This is a genomic window from Colidextribacter sp. OB.20, assembly GCF_009911595.1.
In the GTDB taxonomy this organism is placed as follows: domain Bacteria; phylum Bacillota; class Clostridia; order Oscillospirales; family Oscillospiraceae; genus Lawsonibacter.
Map to the genome: position 1 here is coordinate 1 of NZ_QWKG01000110.1, position 7,692 is coordinate 7,692.

Genomic DNA, 7,692 nt, shown 5'->3' on the forward strand with positions numbered 1-7,692 from the left:
GACACCGAGGGCGGCGACAATCCCACTCAGATCGTCCTGGTGGAGTATGACGCCGACGACAATCTGGACAACATCACGGTCGGCCGTCTGTCCGACATGAAGGACGGCTTGATTACCTCCGAGAAGAACATCCAGAAGGATGTCAATGAGCAGAACGTCCAGATGGAGACCGTGGCCGTTGTGGTCAAGGCCAAGAGCAGCAACGCCTCCGAGAAGGACTACACCACCGCCCGCATCGTTTACATCGTGGTTCGGCCCCTGTGGTACAACGCGGTGAACGACGCGACCGGCAAGTGGGAGAAGCACTACTATGAGCGCAGCCTGGTCTCCAACAACGACGACTACAGCTGGACCAAGCTCGACCTCACCAACGTGGACCTGACCGGCGGCAAGACCATTACCTCCATTGAGGTCTATGATGAGAACGGCAAGCTGATCACCACCGTCACCGGCGATTACATCCGGACCGTTGACGACGACGTCTTTGCCAACCTGCCCAAGGAGGGCGCTGAGATCGTCATCAAGACCAGTGCTGGCTCTCAGGTGGGCGAGGGCAACATCACCGTGACCAACACCGCCGAGGCCGAGATCACTGGCATCACCTTCAATGGTGACGCTGTGGCTGATGTGGCCGCTCTGGCCAACAAGGAGGCCAAGATTGGCAACACCATCGTGATGAACATCGCTGGCAAGGTTAAGGTTACCGCTACCGGCGCCAACGTGACCAACGTGGACGCTGTGTACACCTTCACTGTCACCGGCGACACCGGCGTGGAGATCACCATCGAGAAGGACGAGAGCGCGGACAAGGCTAAGCTGACCCTGATCGGTAGTCTGCTGACCGCCCCCGGTATCAAGGTCGTTGAGGGTACCTCCACCGTGCTCACAGGTAAGACCGAGACCACTGTTGTGAGCGGCGCTATCGTTGAGCAGGTTGTGTACAACGTCACTCACGGCAAAGCTGTGACTATCGGCTCCGGCGCGTTTGGCAGCAGCACCAATAGCTATGATGTTGATGGCACTATGGTTACGATCCACGATGCTAACAATTCCGACAGCATTACCTTCACTATGCCCAAGGAGGACCTGACCCTGAACCTGTCTGCTGCGGATACCTTCACTGACAGCGAGAATAATACTGCCGGTGCCAAGACCGCGATCTATGTTGCCGACGGTGTGACTGGCCTGAAATGGACGGCCAACGATGGGACGACTGCTATTACCCCCGTCTCCGAGACTGGAACCGGCAGCAACAAGGGATTCACCATCTACTATGTGGATACTAACACCGCTGATAAGTGGAGTGCCGATGTTGATACTATCAACGTGGCTACCGCCAATGTGAAGCACGGCACTATCATTGCGGCCAATGCGAGCGGCGGTACTGCCGCGGCGACCGCCACGCCCTACATCTATCCCGCTGTCAAGGTGACTCTGGATCAGGGCGCTGCGGCTAGCTATGACAAGAGTACCACCAGCACACCTGCTGACCAGAGTGTCAGCACCGGTGAGGGCGTTGTTCCTGGCACCATGCTGAAAATCGGCGTTGCTAATCAGACAGGTGTCATTGTCGGTGAGACCGGCGATGTGGGCGCCAGTGTGAAGACCACTGGCTACACCTACGAGATGCCCACCACCGAGCTGAAACTGGTTGGCGGCTTCAAGGTCACCCTGAATGGCGGCGTGAAAGCTACCATCGACAGCAAGTCTGTGACCTCTGGTCAGGTTGTAACTGACCTGACAAACGATTTGACCGCTGTTGCTCCTACTGGCATGACTGTTGTCAAGGGCACTAAGTCTGTCTCTCTTGCGGCTGACAAGTATGCTGATGAAGCTGTCGCTGCGGATATCACTCTGAATGCTGCTTGGGAACTGACTCTGGGGAGCGATAAGGGCATCGAGATTCTGTACAGGTCCCAGCCCTCTAACAAGGAGCAGAAGCCGGTAACGGGTACCGAGAGTACAGCGATCGAGAAGATCTATGTTGTTGATGATCTGACCATCGAGATTACTGGTACTGATCAGCTGGTTGTCAAGGATGGCAGCAATGCCGATGTGGACTTTACAACCTATGACAAGGACGGCTTCAATGCGGAGACCGATTACGATGCCGGTGCTTTCTGGGTGAAGATCAAGATCACCGAGAATACCAAGGGCTGGTCCATTGATGGCAGACAGTAAAACCAACTGATTCCCGCTTTTTCTAAAGCAGAACTGGACCCCGGGCGAAAGCCCGGGGTCCTCTTTTAAGCGTTAGAAAAGGAAAACGGTGTAATCGTAGACTTCCAGGGGAGATTTGCCGGAGTTGTTGATCTCCAGCGTGACCACCGCCGAGTGGGAGCCGTTGAGCCCATCCACGGTAAAGACCCGCTCTTCACAGGAAATGTTGTCACGTCCGGGGGCAAAGGTTGAGGTAATACCAGAGGGCTTCATCGTGATGCCCTCCACCTTGGGCGTGACGCCGGAAGCGTTGCTGTGCAGCCACAGCATGGCGCGGGTCCACCCGGTGCAGTTTGTGGCTATATTCCCCGTCTGCATCTTTCCGCTGCTCTGGGCGGCAGTGGTGAGGATGCCGTTTTTGACTGATGTCCCCCCGCTGACGGAGTAGGAATCGGTGTACTGGAAGTTGTCAAACAGCACCCCGCGGCCAGGCATCGACTTGCCGGTGGATTTGTAGTCGAACAGGGCGTACTGTGTGGCATAGTAGGCCAGGTTGGGCACCGCCCGGTCCAGCAGGGCCACCCGGGCCTCCAGGCCGGACAGGGCGGCCTCAATTTTGGCGTTGTCGGCGTTGAAGTCCACCCGCTGGACCCGGTCAGAGGCGTCCCACTGATTGAGCTGGTAGTTCGTTGTTGTGTTCATCGTCGCTCCTCCTTAAATTGTCTTGAGAACGAAAAAAGCCTCCTTTCCAAAGGAGGTGCCCCAGTTCGCAAACTGGGGCGGAGGATTGTGTTTCGCCGCAGGCGAAACGTGCGAAGCATACGAGGACTTTGAGCCCTCTGTAGGGGCGGACATTGTCCGCCCGCTTTTTCGAACCCGGCCTGTTAACGGCGGGCGCACAATGTGCGCCCCTACATGCCAGGCGCAAACCTTGTTTACTCCGTATGTCCGCTTCGCGGACGCAATCCTCAGTCGGCTTTGCCGACAGCTCCTTTCAAAAGGAGCCTTTTCCGCTCTCAATTACCATGTGCAAGGAGGAAAAGTGGTACGTTTCCATACATTTAATGGAAGTGAGGGGGAAGTGCGGCCTTTTAAGCTCCAAAAAATTCTTGCTAAAAGCTGTCGAATGGAGTAATATGGATACAGAGAAGCCTATGGTTCAGACAGACTGGCAGTGGGGTGAGAGGATGATCCGCACATTAGATGACATGATTCAGGCGGCTGACTTGGCAACAGGCTCAATTCCTCAGATCAGTGGACAGCAAAATTTTTGGATGATACGCTCAACCGACGGCATAATCTATTCCGAATATGTCGAAAAGGGATTTATTGGAATCGGCTGGAATGTTCTTACAGAGGACGTCCTGAATCAGTATGAGGAAAAGGCTTACTATGAGGAGCTTTTAAAGAGCCATAAATATACGGATAAGGCCTCAGGGGCTGTTTTGAGCAAGTGCCGGAGATTTGTTAATGAAATCCAGTGCGGTGATATCGGCATAATCGTGGGCAAAACGGAGGTCGCTTTTGCTCTGATCGGAAAATATTTTGAGCTGAGCACGGAAGAAACAACCCCGGAATACGAGCTGGAAATCAACAGTCAGATCGAGGCCGGCAAATACCCCGGCGACAGCTGTCCGTACCGGAAGCGCCGGGAAATAACGGTTATCTCAAGGACAGAGCTTGACCATGTGCCTCTCCCCATATACAAGTGCCTGCTCTCGAACCGGCACAGCCTGAGCTCTATGAGCAAATACGCCGACAGTATTTTGAGCTGCTGCTATGATCTGTGCTACTATGAAAACCGACTGATTCTTAAATACCATGTCAAGCAGGAGAAGGACATCAATCCCGTTGATTTTTCCCAGTTCGTATTGTCCATCGCGGAGCTGGTAGCGGAAGACGACAGGCAGCTGGTGGGGAAATATAATTTAAACTCCGAGGGAGATGTTGTCCTTTTTCTGGCAAATAACGGACAGTCCGCCGTAGATTTTCTAAAAAATTATATGGTCCCGATTCTGCTTGCCTCCTTTATCATGTTTGGCGGAAAGGGATTTGGGTTTGAATTTCCCTCTATGATCGACAAAATGAAGGGAATTGTCACCGACTTCATATTCCGGAAAGAGAATCGAAGGCTTAAAGCCGCCGAGGTGCAGAAGGCGGAGGCAGAGGCCAGAGGGGCGGCCGCCAGGGCTGAACAGGCCGAGATTGAGACCAAGCTCAAGCGGATTGAACTGGAGCGGGAGATGGCGCGCAGCAGGGCGGAAGTTCTGGTGGACAATTTGGCCAGGGTCTCCGTGCCGCTGCAGATCGTTCCGCCGGACAGCAAGATCCTCAATTTGGCGGAGCTCTATGAGGCGCCGAAAAAAGATAAGACCTAATGGCGAAATGAGAGAAAAAGCAGAGAGACGAAAGAATCCCGCCCGACGGGGCGTTGAGATAAGAAAACCTTTTGTAGGGGCGCATAATATGCGCCCGCGGGCGGCTGATAGCCGCCCCTACATGGATTCTTAAAACAACGCCCTTAAAGGGCGGGATTCTTAAACAAGACGGACTTTGACAGCGGAATAAGCGCGCTCTGACTTTTGAAAAAAGTCGGAGCAAGCGATATGCAGCTTGCTCCGACGTGGTGACCCGTTACCTCCAGCCCGCGAACACCTGCGGCGGCATCCACCTCTGGCAGGGTGATTGTCCGGTTGTCGCCGGAGTAGTTGAAAGTAATCGTTACCCGGTCATCGTATACAAAGACAGCGTTTACAAAAATGTCAATGATCCTGCGCTGGCTGTCTTGCTCCTCAAAATCCAGCTGGCGGAATTGCAGCAGGAAAAATTTGATGTGGTCCTGTGTGAGCCGAAGCCCACTGACCAACTCCGCATTGGCCAGGGCAGTCTCCAATTCCCTCTGCTGCTGTTCCAATTCGTCCATTCGAGCTTTTGTGGCAGCGTTGAAGATACCGGCCTCCACCGCGCGCACCAGGTTGGCGATCGCCGTTTTCACTTGTTCCAGTTCAGCGTGGAGAGAATCGGTATAGGAAGTATCTGTGTTCTGCTCTATGTAGTAGCGATACGTCTTGCCTGAAATGAAGTCGATCATTTCGTCGCTCATTACAACTGCCTTGGCCTTTTCCAGCACCAGATTTTCGATCCAACCTTTACGAACCGCACGTTTTCGACAGGTGCGGTTCCTTTTCTTTTCTAGGCAGTTGTAGTAGCAATATTTGGCACCGCTTTTCCCTGTTCCGCACTCACCGACCATTGTATGACCGCATAGGCCGCAGAACAATTTGCCTGTCAGCAAGTATTCCGCTTTTGTCCACTTCCTGGCTGGCGCTTTTCGGTTTTGGACAAGCATCTGTTGGACTTTCGCAAATGTTTCGGTATTAATCAGGGCAGGAAAATTAACATCAGGGTATTCTTTGCCATCATAGTGGTAGATACCAATATATTTCTTATTCTTCAGAACGGCTCGAATACTGTTGACCGTCAAAGGCTTGCCTTTGCGAGTCCGCAGCCCCTCCGCATTGAGATGATCGACAATTTCTTTCTGCGTGCTGCCTGCCGCATACATCTCGAAGATCTGCTTGACCAGCGGGGCGGTTTTGGGATCGGGTTCCAGCCGCTTGTCCACTGTACGGTATCCAAGGGGGATGGTCCCGCCGACGCTCTGCCCCTTGCGGGCCACGTTATCCATGCCGCGTTTGACGTTGGTCGCCAGTTGAACAGAGTAGTATTCGGCCATTCCTTCCAGAACGGCTTCCAGTATGATGCCCTCTGGCGTATCCGGGATACTCTCAGCGGTATAGAGCACTTTGACACCGTTTTTCTTGCAGCGGTACTTATTAAACGCAATTTCTTCCCGATTACGGCCGAAACGGTCGATCTTCCAAATAATGATTGTCTCAAACTGGTGCTTGGCGGTGTCTTTCAGCATCTGCTGGAATTGCTCCCGGTCATCGTTCCGCCCAGTCTGTGCCCGGTCAATATATTCGTGGATGATGGTGTAGCCATGTTTCCCAGCGTATTTGTGGGCAGCAGCAAGCTGGCCTTCAATGGACTGTTCGCCCTGCTTATGGCTGGAGTAGCGGGCATAGACCACAGCGTTCATTCCCGTTTCTCCTCTCTGACCGGCTCTAAGTCAAGAGCAAGACGTGCAGTATTCTTGTCCTTCAGACTGGCCTTGTCGTAGGCCCTGGCAACCTCTTTGGCCTCTGGTGATATTTCACCCACCTTATAGCTTTCGTTGCCTGTCCAGACCTCCAGAGGCACATCCAAAGTCTTGGATAGCTGCAAGGCGATGGGCAGCGGAGCCTCTTTCATGCGACGAAAAATAATGGTGCGGACTTGTCGATCTGTCAATCCCGTGATACGGACAATATCCGGGATTAACAACCCCATTTCCATTGTGACATCAATGAATATCTTGTAAAAAGGTTTGTCACTCTGGGTGCAGATGGAATCAAACGCAGACTCCTGCTGACTTTCCCCCATCAGATAGTCAACAGAGACATTCAATGCTTTGGCGTAACTCTCCACCAGAGATATCTTGGGGATACGCTGCCCGCCCTCATAGCGGCTGAGCACCTGCTTGGAGGTGCCGATCCGTGTGGCAAACTCATCCTGTGTCTCCCCCATCTCTTTTCGGATTTGGCGCAGACGTTCCCCGAAAGAGGTTGGTTTCAATTCCACATCGCTGTATTCAGGATACAATTCCTGTATCCGCTTGGCCTCATTATCCATCATCAGCCCTCCTTTTTGATGTCGGTATCCATATTAAAACACATTAAATCACCATTGTCAATATCTATTTATGCGCAACGCAGAATCAGTCTCCGAATAGTTGACTTTCAAGTTAAAAGCATTTATACTGTGCTTATCATCCATCAACTAATCTTGACCGCATTATTTTACTTCGGTGGTCACCAAATAGTTGATTTTCGGAGGTGAGAGATAGCCGACCATACCATTCAGATCATTCCCCAAGCCATTCCCCATGTAGAACAAAAAATACTGTGTGCCACATTTCTGGAGGCCGTCTTTCGTTTTTATGAAGACCCGGCAAATGAGGCAGCTTTTGAGCAGTGGCGCACAGAGAAAGGAGGAGTTGCATATGCCAAAACAGGCAGCGGATAAGCTGCGAAAAGAACACCCCTATTATGTACCGCTGGATATAGCGTCTAAACTGCTGGGTGTCTCACCTCGCCAGTTGTCCAGATTGGTCGCAGAGGGCCGTGAGCCGTTTTGTCTCATCGGCGCCAATATTGGTACCCGACAGAGATACGTCCGCATTTATACGGAGCGGTTGATCGCCTATCTCAACGGAGAACCCCTTTAAGAGAATAGGCTGAGAACTATAAAGGGGGTGATTGCTTTCCGTGGAAAACAATCACACAAACACACTGGGCGGCAGGGAAACAGCTTTTGCGAGAAAGCCGCTTCCCTGCCGCCCGGTTATTTTACAATGGCAATCAATAGTAGAAAAGGAGAAAAAAGAGACAAAAAGCAAGAGAAGAAAAGATAAGAAAGAAAAGTCCAGAA

General features: G+C 52.4%; 6 protein-coding genes. 3 read left to right on the forward strand and 3 right to left on the reverse strand.

The features are described 5' to 3' along the window. On the forward strand, window positions 1–2,181 hold a 2,181-nt coding region (locus D1641_RS18275), incomplete at its 5' end, for a hypothetical protein (RefSeq protein ID WP_160668342.1). 72 nt (window positions 2,182–2,253) lie between these two features. Here D1641_RS18275 and D1641_RS18280 read toward each other — a convergent pair. Next, window positions 2,254–2,862: a hypothetical protein gene (locus D1641_RS18280; protein WP_160668344.1), complete on the reverse strand. Its 609-nt coding sequence runs from the start codon at window positions 2,860–2,862 to the stop codon at window positions 2,254–2,256. A gap of 323 nt (window positions 2,863–3,185) precedes the next feature. Here D1641_RS18280 and D1641_RS18285 point away from each other — a divergent pair, with 323 nt between their 5' ends. Then, on the forward strand, window positions 3,186–4,538 hold the full coding sequence (locus D1641_RS18285) for a hypothetical protein (protein WP_160668346.1): 1,353 nt from the start codon (window positions 3,186–3,188) through the stop codon (window positions 4,536–4,538). A 143-nt stretch (window positions 4,539–4,681) separates the two neighbouring features. Here the strand turns inward: D1641_RS18285 and D1641_RS18290 are convergent, their stop codons facing one another. After that, the gene (locus D1641_RS18290) at window positions 4,682–6,262 is read right to left on the reverse strand and encodes a recombinase family protein (protein WP_160668348.1); all 1,581 of its coding nucleotides are present in this window, start codon (window positions 6,260–6,262) and stop codon (window positions 4,682–4,684) included. After that, window positions 6,259–6,897 carry a helix-turn-helix transcriptional regulator gene (locus D1641_RS18295; protein WP_160668349.1) on the reverse strand — a complete coding sequence of 213 codons (639 nt, stop codon included), beginning with the start codon at window positions 6,895–6,897 and terminating at the stop codon, window positions 6,259–6,261. The genes D1641_RS18290 and D1641_RS18295 overlap by 4 nt, the downstream gene beginning before the upstream one ends. Before the next feature lie 367 nt (window positions 6,898–7,264). Here D1641_RS18295 and D1641_RS18300 point away from each other — a divergent pair, with 367 nt between their 5' ends. After that, a complete protein-coding gene (locus D1641_RS18300) occupies window positions 7,265–7,489 on the forward strand; it encodes a hypothetical protein (protein WP_160668351.1) in 225 nt (74 codons plus the stop codon). Window positions 7,490–7,692 lie beyond the last annotated feature (203 nt).